The sequence below is a fragment of the Streptomyces sp. NBC_01317 genome (assembly GCF_035961655.1).
Lineage (GTDB): Bacteria > Actinomycetota > Actinomycetes > Streptomycetales > Streptomycetaceae > Streptomyces.
The window spans coordinates 2,941,546-2,958,820 of the sequence record NZ_CP108393.1; the positions used below are offsets into that span (position 1 = coordinate 2,941,546).

Here is a 17,275-nt window from a genome sequence, read left to right on the forward strand (position 1 = left end):
TCGGACTCATCGTTTCTCTCTTCGACCAGGGCAGGAAGCAATGTCCCTCTCCCGCAGGAACTTCATGATCGCCACGTCGGTCGCCGTCGGCGGCTCGATGGCACTCGCCGCGTGCAGCAGCGGAAACTCCGGAGGTGGCGGCACCGGGGGCGCCAAGGCCGGTGCGGACAAGTACACGGGCAAGTCGGTCACCGTCGGTACGGCGGCGGACTCGACGGGTCCCGCGCCCGAGATAGCCGGCGCCACCAAGGGCGGCACCCTGCGGCCGATCGGGATGGACGACTTCTCCCACCTCGACCCGCAGCGGATCTACTTCTCCTGGAACTCCCAGGTCGGCAACTTGTACATCCGGTGCCTCACCGGCTACAAGATCGCCCCGGACGGCACCATGAAGCTGGTGGGCGACCTCGCCACCGACGCGGGCACCATGTCCGACGCGGGCAAGACCTGGACCTTCACGCTGAAGGACGGGCTCAAGTGGGAGGACGGCAGCGAGCTGACCGTCGAGGACGTGCGGCACGGCATCGAGCGCGGCTTCGCGAGCTTCACCACCGAGGGCGCCACCTACCTCCAGAACGCGCTGACCGGCAGCACCGACTTCCGGTCCGTCTACAAGGGCCCGTACAGCGGCAAGCACCTGGACTCCGTGGTCACGGACACCGCGAAGAAGACCATCACCTTCCACCTGAAGCTGGCCCGCCCGGACCTCAACTTCACGCTGGCGATGCACTCGTACGGCGCGGTGCCGGTCAAGCTGGACACCAAGGACAAGTACGACAAGGACCCGGTGTCGGCGGGCCCGTACAAGATCAAGCAGCACTCCGTCGACAAGTCGATGACCCTCGTGCGCAACCCCCACTGGGACCCCGCGACGGACTCGATCCGCAACGCCTACCCGGACAGCTTCGCCTTCGAGTTCGGCCCGCAGGGCCTGGCCCAGACGGACCGGCTCATCGCCGACTCCGGCGACGACCAGTACGCGCTCCAGGCGTACGGCAACGTGCCCGCCGAGCGCATCCAGCAGGTCCTCACCGACGCGACGCTCAAGAAGCGCTCCATCGACGGGCTGCTGACCGGTCTGTACTACTACGCCATCAACATGAAGCGGATCCCCGACCTGAAGGTCCGCCAGGCGCTGATCCACGCGTGGCCGCTGGAGCAGATCCGTACGATCTACGGCGGCCCCTCCGCCGGTGACTACGCGACCACGATCCTGAGCCCCGACATCCTCGGCCGGGTGAAGTACGACGCCTACGGCAAGCTCACCAAGCCGCAGGGGGACCCGGAGAAGGCCAAGGCGCTCCTCAAGGAGGCCGGCAAGACCGGCCAGAAGATCGTCTACGCGTTCCCGCAGAGCGACACGTACGACAAGACCAAGGTCGTCATCGAGAACGCGCTCAAGAAGGCCGGCTTCGACCCGGTCATCAAGCCGCTGGACTCGACGAGCTACTACGACCAGATCCAGCAGATCGACAACCAGTTCGACGTCATGTGGTTCGGCTGGGCACCGGACTGGCCGACGGGCTACACGCTGATCCAGCCGCTCCTGGACGGCCGGACCATCGGCAACGGCGCGAACAACATCTCCCAGCTCAACGTCCCGGCGATCAACAAGGAGATCGACAAGGACGTCGTCATCCCGGACCCGGTGAAGGCCGGGGCCGCCTGGGCCGCGCTCGACAAGAAGATCATGACGGAGCAGGCGCCGCTCATCCCGGAGACGTACCAGCGCCGGTTCTACCTGTACGGCTCGAAGGTCGGCGGCTCCCTCTTCGACCCGCTGTTCTCCGCGTCCGTCCTCTACAAGCTGTACGCGAAGGCCTGACGCGATCCGGTGGGGCGCCGCTTTCGGCGCCCCGCCGGCCGGCCCCACCCACCGCCATCGGCGCCTGCCAGGGAAACCCATCGCCATGTTCCGCTTCCTCGTCCGCCGGACGTTCGGCGCACTCGTGATCCTGCTGATCATCAGCGCGATCACCTTCGTCCTCTTCTACGTCGCACCGCGCGACCCCGCACGCGTCGCCTGCGGCAAGGTCTGCACGCCCGAGACCCTGGCTCTGGTGCGCCGCAACCTGGGGATCGCCGATCCGCTGCCCGTGCAGTACTGGCACTGGCTGCAAGCCGTCTTCGTCGGCCGCGACTACCCGTCGTTCGGGCACTGCCCCGCGCCCTGCCTCGGGTACTCCTTCCACAACCGCGAGCCGGTCCTCGGCACGATCCTCGACCGCTTCCCGACGACGCTCTCGCTCTCCATCGGCAGCGCCGTGGTGTTCGTGATCGTCGGGGTCGGTACGGGCATGCTCGCCGCGGTGAAGCAGGGCAAGGCGCTGGACAAGGTGGCCTCCTCGGCCTCGCTGATCGGCTCCTCGCTCCAGATCTACATCGTCGGGGTGCTGGCGGTGTACTACCTGACCGACCAGTGGCACCTCCTCAGCCGCCCCCAGTACGTCCCCCTCACCGAGGACCCCTGGGGCTGGTTCCAGGGGCTGCTGCTGCCGTGGTTCGTGCTGGCGCTGATCTTCACCGCCAACTACACCCGCATGGCCCGCTCCCAGCTGGTCGAGTCGCTCAGCGAGGACTACGTCCGCACGGCGCGCGCCAAGGGCCTCTCCCGCCGGACCGTCTTCTTCCGGTTCGCCTGGCGGGGCGCCATGGGGCCGATCGTCACGATCTTCGGCCTCGACCTCGGCTATCTGCTCGGCGGCGCGATCATCACCGAGCAGACCTTCAGCCTGCACGGCATCGGCGCCCTCTCCATCAAGGCCGTCCAGGACAACGACCTGCCCCTCCTGCTCGGCGTCGTCCTGGTCGCCGCCACCGCCATCGTCGTCTTCAACATCATCGTCGACGCGGTGTACGCGCTCATCGACCCGCGCGTGCGCCTCGCCTAGGAGAGATCCCCATGACCACCCCCTCCCTCTCCGGCAGTTCCCTCTCCGGCCCCGGCCCCTTCCTCGCCGTACGGGACCTGCGTGTGCACTTCTCCACCGAGGACGGCACCGTCAAGGCCGTCGACGGCCTCTCCTTCGAGGTGGAGAAGGGCAGGACCCTCGGCATCGTCGGCGAGTCCGGCTCCGGCAAGTCCGTCACCAACCTGTCGATCCTCGGACTGCACGACCGGCGGCACACCACGATGGAGGGCGAGATCCTCCTGGAGGGGAAGGACCTGCTCACCGCGTCGGAGCGGGAGCTGGAGCGGCTGCGCGGCAACACGATGTCCATGATCTTCCAGGACGCCCTGGCCTCCCTGTCGCCGTACCACACGATCGGCAAACAGATCTCGGAGACGTACCGCAAGCACACCGGCGCCTCCAAGAAGGAGGCCCGCGCGCGGGCGGTCGAGATGCTGCGGCGGGTCGGCATCCCCCAGCCGGACGTACGGGTGGACGACTACCCGCACCAGTTCTCCGGCGGGATGCGGCAGCGCGCGATGATCGCCATGGCGCTGGTCTGCGACCCCGAGCTGCTGATCGCGGACGAGCCGACGACCGCGCTCGACGTGACCGTACAGGCGCAGATCATGGACCTGCTCAAGGATCTCCAGCAGGAGACCGGCACCGCGATCGTCTTCATCACCCACGACCTCGGCGTCATCGCCGACATCGCGGACGAGGTGCTGGTGATGTACGCGGGGCGCTGCGTGGAGCGCGGCACGAAGAAGGACGTGCTGAACGCCCCCCAACACCCGTACACCTGGGGGCTGCTGGGGTCCATGCCCAGCCTTGACGGACCGGTGGACGTGCCGCTCTCGCCCATCCCCGGCACCCCGCCGAGCCTGCTCAACCCGCCGTCCGGCTGCCGCTTCCACCCCCGGTGCGCCTTCGCCGAGCAGGTCGGCGGCGGGCGCTGCGCCACCGAGCAGCCGCCGCTCGGCCTGGTGGACGGGCGCGGGGCCGCCTGCCATCTGACCCCCGCCCAACGGGTCGAGTTCTCCGCCGACTTCGCCGGTTCCCGGCTCCACTGACGTACGACAGAAGGGACTTCACACCATGAACAGCACCGAACCCCTCCTGGACGTCGCGGGGCTCACCAAGCACTTCCCGATCAAGGGCGGTTTCCCGGTCCGGCGGACGGTCGGCGCCGTCCAGGCCGTCGACGGGCTCGACTTCACCGTCGCCGGGGGCGAAAGCCTGGGCCTGGTCGGCGAGTCGGGCTGCGGCAAGTCGACCACCGGCCGGCTGATCACCCGGCTGCTGGAGCCCACCGCAGGACGGATCACCTACCGGGGCCAGGACATCACCCACGCCTCGCGCCGGGAGATGGCCCCGCTGCGCTCCGAGATCCAGATGATCTTCCAGGACCCGTACGCCTCGCTGAACCCCCGGCAGACCGTCGGCAAGATCATCTCCGGCCCGATGGAGATCAACGACGTCAATCCGCGCGGCGGCCGGGAGCGGCGGGTGCGGGAGCTGCTGGAGACGGTCGGGCTCAACCCCGAGCACTACAACCGCTTCCCGCACGAGTTCTCGGGCGGCCAGCGCCAGCGGATCGGCGTCGCCAGGGCCCTGGCCCTGGAGCCCAAGCTGATCGTGGCCGACGAGCCGGTCTCCGCGCTGGACGTCTCCATCCAGGCGCAGGTGGTCAACCTGCTCCAGCAGCTCCAGCGCGACCTGGGCATCGCCTTCCTCTTCATCGCGCACGACCTGGCGATCGTGCGGCACTTCTCGCAGCGGGTCGCGGTCATGTACCTGGGCCGGATCGTGGAGGTCGCCGACCGCGACGACCTGTACGGCAACCCCCGCCACCCGTACACCCGGGCGCTGCTCTCCGCCGTGCCCGAGGCGACCGCCGACAACGTGCCGCGCCGCGAGCGGATCCTGCTCACCGGGGACGTGCCCTCACCGGTCCACCCGCCGTCCGGCTGCCGCTTCCGCACCCGCTGCTGGAAGGCCACCGAGCGGTGCGCGACCGAAACTCCTCCGCTGGTACGCGTGGAAGGCAGCCGGTCCGGCCACCTGACCGCGTGCCACTACCCGGAGGACCCACAGACGGTGCCGGCGGCTCGGGGCGTTGCCGCCGGCACCCCTCTCCCCCCAGACCCCCCGGCACGGTTCTGAACACCCCTTTCTCGAACCGCGCCGCCAGAACCGGTCCCGGCCCATTGACCCGAGCCCCATGAGACCGGTTCCCGGGGAAAAAGAGAGGCCCGCGACCCGCCCCCACGGGCGGTGCGCGGGCCTTTTCCCCGTCTCGTGTCCCGTCTCGTGTCCCGTCCCGCGCCCCGTCTCACACCGGGAGGACGACCTCCCAGGTGTTCACGGCGAAGTGCGGCCGCATCCCGTTCTTCTCGTACAGGCGCAGCGCCCCGGTCTCGTTCGCGGTGTCCACGCCGAGGCCGACGCTCTCCCTGCCGCGCGCCGCGAACGCGGCGAAGGCGTCCCGCAGCAGGAATCCGCCGATCCCCCGGCCCCTGGCCTCCTCGACGACCCCGACGTCGCGGATCCACCCCATCGCCTCCCGGTCGTTCCTGCCGAGCATCACGCCCGCGTCGCCCAGGCCCTCGACGGTGGCGATCCTGATCAGGGACCAGTCGAGCCGCCCGGCGTCCAGGTCGTGCGACCACTGTTCGTACGTACGCGGCTGGTGGTCGAAGTGCGCCGCGAAGGTCAGCTCGCACAGCTCGTGCGCCCGCCGGTGGTCGGCCTCGGCCGTGCACTCCCGCAGGGTCACCCCGGGCGGCGGCGAGGGCGGCGGCGTGGTCTGCGGCGACACGTCGCGGACCATCACCCGGTAGCGGCGCACGGGCCGCCAGCCGCGCTTCTCGATGAGTGAAGTGTCCAGCGTGGGCTCGGTGTTGAGGTGCAGATGGACGACCGCCCGCGCGGCGCCGTTGGCCCGTACCCGCTCGACCGTCCGTGCCTCCATCAGGTCCAGCATCCGCACCGCCACGTCCTGGTGGTCCGGCAGGACGTAGTGGTCCAGGTCGATCCGTTCGGCGCCGGAATCGCCCCACACCAGGCCGTACCCCACGAGGACACCGTCGGCGTACGCCAGCCAGGAGTCCTTCGCGAGGTCGATCTCGGGGTGCTTGAGGTCGGCCTCCATGGTGTGCAGATCGGTCTCGGGGCGCCCGATCTCGATGAGGTCGACGGCGTTGACGAGATCGGTGATCGCGGCGGCGTCGCCGGGGGTCGCCGGGCGCAGGGTGAGGGCCATGCGTCCAATCTCGGGGCCGTACGCCATGGGCGCAACGCAATTTCGCGGCGGCGGAAAGCACCGGCAATGCACCGGGCCCGCGTCCGCGGCATGCGCGGACACGGGCCCTGGACGTGACGTGGGACTACGCCGCGTGGACGACGTCCTTCTCCTCGGCGAAGTGGCACGCGGACTCGTGCGCGACCTCGCCGCCCGCCGCCACGAAGCGCTCGGGAACCGCCAGCAGCGGCACCTCGGTCGCGCAGCGGTCCTCCGCCTTCCAGCAGCGGGTACGGAACCGGCAGCCGGACGGCGGGTTGGCCGGCGACGGTACGTCCCCGGTGAGGATGATCCGCTCCCGGCCCTCACGCGCGGTCGGGTCGGGCACCGGGACCGCCGACAGCAGCGCCTGCGTGTACGGGTGTGTCGGGTGGTCGTAGATCTGGGTGTCCGTGCCGATCTCGGCCATCTTGCCGAGGTACATGACCCCGACCCGGTCCGAGATGTGCCGGACGATCGACAGGTCGTGCGCGATGAAGATGTACGACAGGTTGAACTCGTTCTGGAGCCGTTCCATCAGGTTGATCACCTGCGCCTGCACCGACACGTCCAGCGCCGAGACCGGCTCGTCGCAGATGATGATCTCGGGGTTGAGCGCGAGCCCGCGGGCGATGCCGATGCGCTGGCGCTGACCGCCCGAGAACTGGTGCGGATACCGGTTGATGTACTCCGGGTTCAGCCCCACGACGTCGAGCAGGTCCTGGACCTTCTGCCGCCGGTCGCCCTTGGGCGCCGTCTCGGGGTGGATCTCGAAGGGCTCCCCGATGATGTCGCCGACCGTCATGCGCGGGTTCAGGGAGGTGTACGGGTCCTGGAACACCATCTGGATGTTCCGGCGCACCGCCTTCAGCGCCCGGCCCGAAAGCCGGGTGATGTCCTGGCCCTTGAAGAAGACCTCGCCGGCCGTGGCCTTCTCCAGCGTCATCAGCAGCTTGGCGACGGTCGACTTGCCACAGCCGGACTCGCCCACGATGCCGAGGGTCTCGCCCTGGTAGAGGTCGAACGAGATGCCGTCGACGGCCTTCACGGCGCCGATGCTCCTCTTGAAGAGGATGCCCTGGGTCAGCGGGAAGTGCTTGACCAGGTTGCGCACCTGGAGGATCGGCTCCCCGCGCTCCACCGGCGCCTCGATCGCGGCGACGGCCGCGCTGTCCGTGGCGGCGTCGACTCTCTCGACGTCGGTCACGTTGGGCGTGGCGTCCACCGGCTCGCCCTGCTGGCCGAGGTCAGCCATGGATCGTCTCCTTCCAGAAGTGGCACGCGCTACCCCGCCCGGGCAGTTCGGTTCCGTCCTGCTCGGTCACCGCGTGCAGCGGCGGCAGGTCGGTGCGGCAGATGTCCTGCGCACGCGGGCAGCGGGGGTTGAAGGCACAACCGGACGGGACGTGCAGCAGGTTGGGCGGCAGGCCCTTGATCGCGTAGAGCTCCTGGCCCTTCTGGTCCAGCCGCGGGATCGAGTCCAGCAGTCCCCGGGTGTACGGGTGGGCGGGCCGCTTGTAGATCTCGTGGACCGGTGCGGTCTCCACGATCCGTCCCGCGTACATCACCGCGATCTTGTCCGCGACGTCGGCGACCACGCCGAGGTCGTGGGTGATCAGGATCAGGCCCATGTTGAACTCGCGCTGGAGCTCCGCGAGCAGGTCCATGACCTGGGCCTGGACGGTGACGTCGAGCGCGGTGGTCGGCTCGTCCGCGATGATCAGGTCGGGCTCCAGGGCGAGCGCCATCGCGATCATGATGCGCTGGCGCATCCCGCCGGAGAACTGGTGCGGGTAGTCGTTCACCCGGTCCTTCGCGGCGGGGATGTGCACCCGGTCCATCAGCGCGACTGCCCTGGCCTTGGCCTCCTTCTTGGAGAGGCCCAGGTGCACCCGGTACATCTCCCCGAGCTGATAGCCCACGGTCAGCACCGGGTTGAGGGAGGACAGCGCGTCCTGGAAGATCATCGCGATCTTCCGGCCGCGCAGCTGCCGCCGCTCCTCGTGGGACATGGTGAGCATGTCCTGGCCGCGGAAGAGGATCTCGCCCTTGGGTATGCGGCCCGGGGGCATGTCGAGGATGCCCATGATCGCCTGGGCGGTCACGGACTTGCCGGAGCCCGACTCGCCGAGGACGGCGAGCGTCTCGCCCGCGGCGACGCTGTAGTTGACGCCGTTGACGGCCCTGACGACTCCGCCACGGGTGGCGAACTCGACGTGGAGGTCACGGACTTCGAGCAGCGGGCCGCCGGAGGCGGCGTCGTCCTGTGCGGCGGAGGCCGCCGAGGTCTTGTCGATGATGGTCATGTACGCCTCCCTCAGCGCAGCTTCGGATCGAGGGCGTTGCGCACCGCATCGCCGAGCATGATGAACGCCAGCACGGTGATGCTGAGCATGATCGACGGGTAGATGAGGATGTGCTGAGCCACCCGGATCTGGTTGGCGCCGTCCGAGATGTCGATGCCCCACGAGACGGTCGGCGAGGAGAGCCCGAGTCCCAGGTAGGACAGCGTGGCCTCGGCCGAGATGTAGCCGCCGAGCGAGATGGTGGCGACCACGATCACCGGGGCGATGGCGTTCGGCAGGATGTGCTTGAACAGGATGCGGGTGGTGCCCGCGCCCAGCGCCTTGGCGGCCTGCACGTAGTCGGCCTGCTTGATGGTGATGACGGAACCGCGCATCACGCGCGCGATCTGGGTCCAGCCGAGGAAGGCCAGGGCCAGGACGACGACCCACACCTTGCGCTCCGTGAAGGAGTTCATCACGACCATCGCGCCGAGCAGGAACGGGACGCCGAAGAAGATGTCGGTGAGCCGGGACAGGACGGAGTCGACGATGCCGCCGAAGTACCCGGCGATCATGCCGACGATGCCGCCCAGCACGGTGACCAGCAGGGTCACCGAGATGCCGACGATCACGGAGGCGCGGGCCCCGTAGATGAGGCGGGCGTAGACGCTGCGGCCCTGCCCGTCGTATCCGAGCCACTCCGGGGAGAAGGCGTGTCCCAGCTGCGGCTTCTGGAGGAAGTGGTTCTTGAGGTCGCCCACGCCGGGGTTCGCGCTGGTGAACAGGCCGGGGAAGGCCGTGACAACCAGCAGCAGGAGGATCAGGACGGACGAGACCACGAAGTACGGGTTGCGGCGCAGGTCCTGCCAGGCGTCGCCCCACAGGGAGCGCGGCTTCTCGATCGCCGGTCCCGCCACCCCGGCCGCCGCGACGGCGGCCGGGGTCTCGGGTGCGGTGCTGTCGACCGCGGTCTTGGTCAGATCAGGCATAACGGATCCTCGGGTCCAGGACCGCGTAGAGCAGGTCGACGATCAGGCTGGTCGCGAGATAGACGAGGACGAGCACCGTCACCAGGCCCACCAGGGTGGTGCCCTCGCGGCGCTTGATGGACTCGAAGATCGTGCCGCCCACACCGTGGATGTTGAACAGGCCCTCGGTGATGATCGCGCCGCCCATCAGGGCGCCGATGTCCGTGCCCAGGAAGGTGACGACGGGGATCATCGAGTTGCGCATCAGGTGCACGCCGATCACCCGGCGCCGGGGCAGGCCCTTGGCCACCGCGGTCCGCATGTAGTCGGCGCGGAGGTTCTCGGCGATCGACGTACGGGTCAGCCGGGCCACGTACGCGAGGGAGAGCCCCGCCAACACGACGGCCGGCATGACCAGTTCACCCCAGTTGGCCTCTCCGGAGACGTTGGGGTCGGTCCAGCCGAGCTGGAACGCGAAGACCGTCTTGAAGATGAAGCCGAGCACGAACACCGGCACCGAGATCATCAGCAGCGTGAAGACCAGCACGGCCGAGTCGGCCAGGCGCCCTGCGCGCATGCCCGCGATGATGCCCAGTCCGATACCGAAGACCAGCTCGATGACAAACGCGAGCACCGCGAGGCGGATGGTGACCGGGAAGGCCTCGCCGAGGACGTCGGTCACCGGTCTCTGGCTGGCTATCTGGGTGCCGAAGTCACCTTGCAGCAGGCCGGTGAGGTAATGCCAGTACTGCACCAGGATCGGCTGGTCCAGGCCCAGGTCGTGCCTGATGCGCGCCACGGTCGCCGGATCGGCTCCCTTGTCTCCGAAGAGGGCGCGCACGGGGTCACCGGGCAGGGCATACACCATCAGAAATATCAGCAGGGTCGTCCCGATGAAGACCGGGATCATCTGGAGCAGTCGTCGTGCGACATAGCGCCCCATTATTCCTCCATGTCAGTCGCTGGGGCAGCCGACGGGCCCCCCTCCCGGAACTCGGAAGAAGGGCCCCCCGGCCGCCACCCGCACCCGGTGTCACTGAACCGAGTCAGGACCGGACGCGCGATGCGCGATGTTTGCTACTTCTTGACCTGGACGCTGGTGAGGATCGGGTCCCCGTCCTGCGCGTAGTCGACACCGGACACCTTGTCGGAGTAGCCGGCGTTGACCTTGTAGTACCAGAGCGGGATGGCCGGCATCTCGTTGACCATCTCCTTCTCGGCGTCCTGGTAGAGCTTGACGGACTCGTCGAGCGAGGGAGCCGCGTCCGCGCCCTTGATCAGGCCGTCGATCTTCGCCGAGGAGAAGCCGCTCGTGTTGCCGTCCGACTTGGTGCCGTACAGGTCACGGATGAAGTTGGCGTTCACCGGGTAGTCGAGCACCCAGCCACCGCGGTACATGGACTTGACCTCCTGCGCGTCACGCGCGTCGAGGTCGGCCTGGAAGTCGGCCTTGGAGTCACCGGTGCAGGCGACGCCCGTGGCCTGGGTGATGCTGCCGCAGACGGCCTCGACCCATTCCTTGTGTCCGCCGTCGGCGTTGAACTGGATGGAGATCTTGTTTCCGGGCACACCGCCGCCGGCCTTGATGAGCGCCTTGGCCGCGGCCGGGTCGTACTTGAAGACGTCGCCGCCGACGTTGTCCTGGTACCCGAGCACGCCCTTGGCGACAAAGCCGGTGGCGGGCTCACGGGTGCCCTGGAGCACCGTCTTGGTGATGGTGTCGCGGTCGATCGCCCTCGACAGGCCCTGGAGGACGCGGGGGTCGATGTCCTTCCACTGCTTGGTGTAGAAGGCCGGGACGATCGACTGGACGGCGGAGTACGCCTTGTCCACGGCGCGGTCGCCGAGGTCGTCACGGTAGACGGGGAGGTCCTTCGGCGCGATCTGCCGCAGGACGTCGACGTTGCCGGACTTGAGGTCCTCGTAGGCCGTTTCCAGGTTGGTGTAGTTCTTGAACGTCACACCACCGTTCTTGGCCTTGTCCGGACCGGTGTAGTCCGCGAAGGCCGTGACCTCGATGCTCTTCTTGTGGTCCCAGCTGACGAACTTGTAGGGACCGTTGCCGACCGGCTTCTCACCGGCGGCGGCCGGGTCGGCGTAGAAGGACTCGGGGAGCGGCGAGAAGACCTCGTAGCCCAGCTTGTAGATGAAGTACGGGATCGGCGTGCTGAGCTCGATCGTGAAGGTGGTGGGGTCGACCACCTTCAGGCCGGACATCTCGGTCTTCTTCGGGTCACCCTTCTCGGGGTGGACGTCCGCGAAGCCGGCGATGTCCGAGAACCAGAACGAGTTCGTCTGGTTGTTCTTGATGTTCGCGGCCCAGTTCCATGCCTTGACATAGGACTCGGCGGTGACCGGGGTCCCGTCGTGGAACTTCCAGTCCTTCTTCAGCTTGACCGTGTAGGTCTTGTTGTCCGTGGTGTCCACCGACTCGGCGTTCACCATGACGATCTTGCCCGCGGCGTCGTAGTCGACGAGCTGCTGGAAGAGCGCCCCGACCACGATGCTGCCGTTGGACTCCATGGTGTTGGCGGGCTGCAGCGGGTTCTGCGGCTCACCCACCTCGACGGAGAACTTGCCGTTCGGATCGAACGAGCCTGTGCTCGCCTTGTCACCGTTGTCGTCGCTGCCACTGTCACTGCCGCCACAGGCAGTTGCGGCCAGGGCGACGATTATCGCTCCCGCGACCCACTTGGCGCTCTTGGCACCACGCATGGGTTCCTCCTCATGAGTCCACTAGTCACAACAAGAAGGGCATTGTCTACGCGCGCTGACACCCCTGACAGCGAGCTGATCAAATGCCCCGAGTGTGCTCGTGAGTCGGCGCTCCCCACTGCGCGTGACCCATTGACCCGAGCTCAATGAGCCAACTATTAGGTACGGCCCGGCTGTAAACCACAGCTAAAGGGTCTCGTTTTGACAACATCAGCCTGGGCCGTCCGCCCGAAATCCGGACAAAATGATCATAGACAGACACCCCCGAAACGGACCGTTAACACATGTTCCGGTGAGCGGTGGCCGATATCCGGACAGCTGGCGAGGAAAACCCATTGACGAACGACCCGGCCCCCCGCGTTCTGGCGGGGGGCCGGGCCGTCGCCTGACAGGATGTCAGGCCTTGGTCGCGGCCCCGGGCGCGCCCCGGGCCGGACGGAGTGTCACCTCAGCTGTTCTTGGCGCGGGACGCCGTGCGCCCGCGCTGCTTCTGGTCCAGGACGACCTTGCGGATACGGACCGTCTCCGGGGTCACCTCGATGCACTCGTCGTCGCGGCAGAACTCCAGGGACTGCTCCAGCGAGAGCCTGCGCGGCGGCACCACGTTCTCCGTATTGTCGGCGGAGGCCGCGCGCATGTTGGTGAGCTTCTTCTCCTTGGTGATGTTCACGTCCATGTCGTCGGAGCGCGAGTTCTCACCGATGATCATGCCCTCGTAGACCTCCGTGCCGGCCTCGGTGAAGATGACACCGCGCTCCTGGAGGTTGATCATCGCGAAGGGGGTGACCGAACCCGCGCGGTCCGCGACGAGCGAGCCGTTGTTACGGGTGCGCAGGTCGCCGAACCACGGCTCGTGGCCCTCGAAGATCGAGTGGGCGATGCCCGTGCCACGCGTCTGGGTCAGGAATTCCGTACGGAACCCGATGAGACCGCGCGACGGGACGATCCACTCCATGCGGATCCACCCCGACCCGTGGTTCGTCATGGTCTCCATGCGGCCCTTGCGGGTCGCCATCAGCTGCGTGATGGGGCCCAGGTGCTCCTCGGGCGAGTCGATCGTCATGCGCTCGATCGGCTCGTACGTCTTGCCGTCGACCTGCTTCGTGACGACCTCGGGCTTGCCGACGGTCAGCTCGAAGCCCTCCCGGCGCATCGTCTCGACCAGGATGGCCAGCGCCAGCTCACCGCGGCCCTGCACCTCCCAGGCGTCGGGACGCTCGGTGTCCAGGACGCGCAGCGAGACGTTACCGATCAGCTCGCGGTCCAGGCGGTCCTTGACCTGGCGGGCGGTGACCTTGTGGCCCTTGCCGCCCTTGCCGACGAGCGGCGAGGTGTTCGTACCGATGGTCATGGAGATCGCCGGCTCGTCCACCGTGATCAGCGGCAGCGCGATCGGGTTCTCCGGGTCTGCCAGGGTCTCGCCGATCATGATGTCCGGGATACCGGCGATGGCGCAGATGTCCCCGGGGCGCGCCAGCTCGACGGGCTTGCGGGTCAGCGCCTCCGTCATCAGCAGCTCGGTGATCCGGACGTTGGACATCGTGCCGTCACGCTTGATCCATGCGACGGTCTGGCCCTTCTTCAGCTCGCCCTGCTCGACGCGGCAGAGCGCGATACGGCCGAGGAAGTTGTCCGCGTCCAGGTTGGTGACGTGCGCCTGGAGCGGGGCCACCTCGTCGTACTCGGGGGCGGGGACGTGCGACAGGATCGTGTTGAAGAACGGCTCCAGGTTCTCGCTGTCCGCCGGGACGGTGCCGTCCGCCGGCTTGGTCAGCGACGCGACGCCGTCACGGGCGCACGCGTAGACGATCGGGAACTCGATCTGCTCCTCGGTCGCGTCCAGGTCCAGGAACAGGTCGTACGTCTCGTCGACGACCTCGTCGATCCGGGAGTCGGGGCGGTCCGTCTTGTTGATGCAGAGGATGACGGGCATCTGCGCCTGGAGGGCCTTGCGCAGGACAAAACGCGTCTGCGGGAGCGGGCCCTCGGAGGCGTCGACGAGCAGGACGACCGCGTCCACCATCGACAGACCGCGCTCGACCTCGCCACCGAAGTCGGCGTGGCCCGGGGTGTCGATGATGTTGATCGTGATGGGGTCCCCGCCGGTCTTGGGGTGGTACTTCACGGCGGTGTTCTTGGCCAGGATCGTGATGCCCTTCTCACGCTCCAGGTCGTTCGAGTCCATCATCCGGTCATCGAGGTGCTCGGCGGCGTGCGCGGCGAACGCGCCGGCCTGCTTCAGCATGGCGTCGACCAGAGTGGTCTTGCCATGGTCGACGTGGGCGACGATGGCGACGTTACGGATGTCGTGGCGCGTGGGCATGCTGGCTGGCGCTTCTCTCGATCGTGGGATGCGGCGTTGTGTGCTCGTACGCCCGCCGGGCGGACAGGCCACGGCTCGTCCCATGGTACGGGGCCGGGGCGACAAGGGCTGCCCCGGCCGAGCGGAGCGGGGGCGCGGAGGCCCGGTGCGCGGGGCGGCGCGGGGGCCGTGCGAGGGCTGCGCGGAGGGTGCGCGCGGGGTGACGGGGTGCGGAGCCGCTCGGGTCGGAGGGCCGGGAACGAGCTTGCCCGCCGGGGAGGCCGGCGGGCAAGTGAATTGTGTCCGAACCTGAGCTTCCCGGCGGGGGCAAGCCGGTGCTGACCTGCTACTCCTCGCCCTCCGGCGACTTCTCGACAGCGGTCGGCAGGGTGGTCGGCACGGCGGTCGGAAGGGCCGTCGGTCCCGAGTTCCCGCCCTTCTTGAACCCGATGTCCTGGTAGCGCGGGGCGCTGAAGCCGAAGGCTCCCGCGTTGGCCAGACCGGGCTTGGTGGCGACAAGCTGCGGACGCTGATACAGAGGAATGGATCCGGCGGCGGCCCAGATCCGGGCGTCGGCCTTCTTCATGAGGTCGCGGGCCTCTCCCTCGTCCAGCTCGGAGGCGGCCTGGTCGAAGAGCTGGTCGATGTGGTCCGTACCGACGCGGGTGTAGTTCTGCTCCACCACGAGGGAGCCGTCACTGGCCGGCACCGGCTTGGCGAAGATCGGCCGGCCGTCGGTCGCCGGGTAGGCGGTGGCGGGCCAGGAGTAGAGGGCCAGGTCGTAGTCGCCGGCGGCGATGTGGTCCTTGAAGTAGCTGTTGTCGGCGACCTTGATCGTCTCCGTGCCGATGCCGACGCGGTCGAGCATGACCGAGATGCGGCGGCCGACGGCCCGCAGGGACTCCGAGCCCTCTCCGGACGGCAGGACGAAGCGGAGGGTGAGGGCCTTGCCGTCCTTGCCGAGCGGGCCGGCGTTGGGGGCGGGCGCCTGGGTGCCGCGCGGGGCGTACGCGCCGGTGACGCCGCCCGGCTTGGTGTCCTGGGCGGGCTTGTTGTCGCCGTCGGTGGAGGAGGAGGCCTCGTCGGAGGGGGTGCCGGTCTTGCTGCCAGTCTTGTCGGTCTTGTCGGCCTTCTCCGGCTTCTCCGACTCCTCTGCCCCCTCGGCTGTCCCCTCTGTCTTCTTTTCTGTCTCTTCTTCCGTCTTGTCGGCCGGGGCGCTCTTCTCGGCCTTCTCTTCCGGGTCCGCCTTCTTCTCGGCGTCCTTCCCGGTGGCCCCCGGGGCCGGGGACTTCTTGCCCTCGCCCTCACTGCCCGCCTTGGTGCCCTCGTCCGTCTCGCGGGCCCCGCCCAGCGTCCAGCCCGCGTCGGCCAGCAGCGCCTGCGCCTCGTGGGTGTCCTGGGTGCCGAGGGCGTCGCTGCTGTCCGCGTAGCCCGGCTGTCCCGCCACCGCCAGGTGGCTGCCGAGCGGCTTGGACGGCAGTCCGAGCGGCTTGAGCACGGCCTCGGCCAGCTGCTTCCGGTCGATCGCGCGGGCCACGGCCCGCCGTACCCGCTCGTCGGCGAGCGGTCCCGACTCACCGTTCAGCGCGAGCTGCGTGTAGGCGGGCTCCAGCGACTTCCGTACGACATAGCCGCGCAGGTTCCGCTGCTCGTGGGCGAAAGTCTCCGCCACCGCGGCCGTCCGCTCGCGCGCCGAGCGCGCCGCCTCGGCCTTCTCCTCGGGAGAGCCGTGCGCCATCGCGCGGGCCCGGAGCGAGGCGGCCGGGCTGCTCGCCGCCTCCGGGCCGCTCGCCGCCTCCGGGCCGTGGGCCAGCGGCTGGCCCCCCGTGCCGCCCTTGGCCCGGGCGGCGGCGGTGATACGTTCCGCCGCGCTCCTGTCGATCTCCGCGATGTCGAGCGTGCCGGCCGCCAGCGCGACGGCGCGCTTGCCGCGGGGCACCGCGCTCAGGACGATCGAGTCGAGCTTGGCGCGCTTCCCCCACCAGCGGGGGTTGCGGACGAGCGTGGCCTTCTTGGCCTTGCGGTCCACCGACTTGAGGTTGAACGGGCCCGCGCTCGTCTTCAGCGAGGACCTGGCCCCGTCGTTGAAGGCGGTCGGGGAGCCCATGACCTCTTTCGGGTAGAGGGGGGTGAAGAGGGACTTCCAGTCCGCGTACGGCCGGTCGAAGGTGACCCGGACGTCCAGGTCGTCCTTGCCGCGCTCGATCTTCTCGATCCGCTCGTACCCCGCGTTGCGGGCCGTCCAGTACGCGGTGTCCTTGCCGCGCAGCGCGTGCCACTGGGCGACGAAGTCCGGCGCCCCGATCTCGGTGCCGTCGCTCCAGACCGCCTGCTGGTTGAGCTTGTAGAGCACGACCTGCTTGGGCTCCCGGTCGACGATCTTCGCCGACTCCAGGTAGTCGCCGTTGCGCTGCGGGCGGCCGGTGCGGTCGAGCGTGAAGAGCGCGGGGAGGACGGCTCCGGCGATCCGGCTGGTGGCGGCGTCGGAGTCGGCCTGGAAGGTGTTGAGTGTCGTGGGCATGGCGTCGACCGCCCACCGCACCGTGCCGCCCTGCGCGATCGCGTCCCGGCCGGTGGCCCCGATGTCCACGGGGGCGGCCTGGGCCTGCCCGGCGGGCTTCTCCGCGGTGCACGCGGACAGGACGGTCAGGGCGAGCACGCCCGTGGTGAGGAGCGAAACGCCGCGGAGGGTTCGGGAGCATGTCCTCCCGCGTGGGGCGCCGACGTGGGACATGGCTTCTACCTCTTCGTCCGGTTTGTGGAATTTAGAGATGATCACACCTATTTGCCCACCCACTGAAAGGGACGGAGGCGCGGCCATGACGGCGACA

Annotated in this window: 12 protein-coding genes; 4 read left to right on the forward strand and 8 right to left on the reverse strand. The window is 68.7% G+C overall.

Translation table 11 applies throughout. From position 1 onward, the window contains the following. The first annotated feature begins 40 nt into the window (after positions 1 to 40). From OG349_RS12350 to OG349_RS12365, 4 genes are all read left to right on the forward strand, one after another. A complete protein-coding gene (locus tag OG349_RS12350; RefSeq protein ID WP_327234651.1) occupies positions 41 to 1,825 on the forward strand; it encodes an ABC transporter substrate-binding protein in 1,785 nt (594 codons plus the stop codon). An 85-nt stretch (positions 1,826 to 1,910) separates the two neighbouring features. After that, positions 1,911 to 2,891, forward strand: coding sequence for an ABC transporter permease (locus OG349_RS12355; protein WP_161312454.1), 981 nt, complete (start codon positions 1,911 to 1,913; stop codon positions 2,889 to 2,891). A gap of 11 nt (positions 2,892 to 2,902) precedes the next feature. Then, positions 2,903 to 3,964, forward strand: a complete 1,062-nt coding sequence (locus OG349_RS12360; RefSeq protein WP_327234652.1) for an ABC transporter ATP-binding protein — start codon at positions 2,903 to 2,905, stop codon at positions 3,962 to 3,964. A 25-nt stretch (positions 3,965 to 3,989) separates the two neighbouring features. Then, positions 3,990 to 5,057, forward strand: a complete 1,068-nt coding sequence (locus OG349_RS12365; RefSeq protein ID WP_327234653.1) for an ABC transporter ATP-binding protein — start codon at positions 3,990 to 3,992, stop codon at positions 5,055 to 5,057. A 169-nt stretch (positions 5,058 to 5,226) separates the two neighbouring features. Here the strand turns inward: OG349_RS12365 and OG349_RS12370 are convergent, their stop codons facing one another. The 8 genes from OG349_RS12370 to OG349_RS12405 all read right to left on the reverse strand — a co-directional run bounded on the left by OG349_RS12370 (position 5,227) and on the right by OG349_RS12405 (position 17,178). Further along, a complete protein-coding gene (locus OG349_RS12370; protein WP_327234654.1) occupies positions 5,227 to 6,156 on the reverse strand; it encodes a GNAT family N-acetyltransferase in 930 nt (309 codons plus the stop codon). Positions 6,157 to 6,280: 124 nt separating this feature from the next. Then, positions 6,281 to 7,429, reverse strand: a complete 1,149-nt coding sequence (locus OG349_RS12375; protein ID WP_327234655.1) for an ABC transporter ATP-binding protein — start codon at positions 7,427 to 7,429, stop codon at positions 6,281 to 6,283. Next, on the reverse strand, positions 7,422 to 8,480 hold the full coding sequence (locus tag OG349_RS12380) for an ABC transporter ATP-binding protein (RefSeq protein WP_327234656.1): 1,059 nt from the start codon (positions 8,478 to 8,480) through the stop codon (positions 7,422 to 7,424). The genes OG349_RS12375 and OG349_RS12380 overlap by 8 nt, the downstream gene beginning before the upstream one ends. An 11-nt stretch (positions 8,481 to 8,491) precedes the next feature. Next, a complete protein-coding gene (locus tag OG349_RS12385) occupies positions 8,492 to 9,448 on the reverse strand; it encodes an ABC transporter permease (RefSeq protein WP_327234657.1) in 957 nt (318 codons plus the stop codon). Next, positions 9,441 to 10,370 carry an ABC transporter permease gene (locus tag OG349_RS12390; RefSeq protein ID WP_327234658.1) on the reverse strand — a complete coding sequence of 310 codons (930 nt, stop codon included), beginning with the start codon at positions 10,368 to 10,370 and terminating at the stop codon, positions 9,441 to 9,443. Before OG349_RS12390 ends, OG349_RS12385 begins: the two co-directional genes overlap by 8 nt. A gap of 134 nt (positions 10,371 to 10,504) precedes the next feature. Then, the gene (locus tag OG349_RS12395) at positions 10,505 to 12,142 is read right to left on the reverse strand and encodes a peptide ABC transporter substrate-binding protein (protein WP_161312446.1); all 1,638 of its coding nucleotides are present in this window, start codon (positions 12,140 to 12,142) and stop codon (positions 10,505 to 10,507) included. 448 nt (positions 12,143 to 12,590) lie between these two features. Further along, positions 12,591 to 14,465, reverse strand: a complete 1,875-nt coding sequence (typA, locus tag OG349_RS12400; RefSeq protein WP_327234659.1) for a translational GTPase TypA — start codon at positions 14,463 to 14,465, stop codon at positions 12,591 to 12,593. Between the two features lie 325 nt (positions 14,466 to 14,790). Next, on the reverse strand, positions 14,791 to 17,178 hold the full coding sequence (locus OG349_RS12405; protein WP_327234660.1) for an ABC transporter family substrate-binding protein: 2,388 nt from the start codon (positions 17,176 to 17,178) through the stop codon (positions 14,791 to 14,793). Positions 17,179 to 17,275 lie beyond the last annotated feature (97 nt).